The sequence below is a fragment of the Oleiphilus sp. HI0123 genome (assembly GCF_001635315.1).
In genome coordinates, this window is the sequence record NZ_LWGE01000593.1 from 1 (window position 1) to 545 (window position 545).

The following is a 545-nucleotide window of genomic DNA, read 5'->3' on the forward strand; positions in this document are numbered from 1 at the left end:
TTTATGATCTTGATTCCGCAAAAAGCTTATTGACTACTCAATTTAAAACGAAAGACTTAAGCGGCTTTGGTATCGATTCGATGCAATTAGCTATCTGCGCGGCGGGTTGTCTGCTGCAGTATGCAAAGGATACTCAGCGTAATGAGCTGCCTCATATTGTCACCATCAATAAAGAAGAGCGTAGTCAATACATTCTACTCGATGCAGCCAGTCGCAAGAACCTAGAAATTGACACCAACCTTGCTGGCGAAAGTAATCACACCTTGGCGTGGGCAATGGATGCCTGTAAAACTGCAATGGGTAGCCGCTTGCTTAGGCGCTGGCTCCACCACCCTTTAAGAGACCGGGAAATTGTGAATGCCCGTCTAGATTGCGTGTCTTCACTTGAGCAATCCTATAACTACGACGCCATTCAAACGAATTTAAAACAAGTCGGAGATGTACAGCGTATACTCGCCAGGATTGCGCTTAGATCTGCACGCCCTCGTGACCTATCACGACTTAGAGACACTTTAATACTACTACCCGCCATACAGGCAGATTTA

At 45.9% G+C, this 545-nt stretch carries 1 pseudogene; it reads left to right on the top strand.

From position 1 onward, the window contains the following. Positions 1-545, top strand: a pseudogene (locus A3761_RS05375) (DNA mismatch repair protein MutS); the annotation flags it as partial.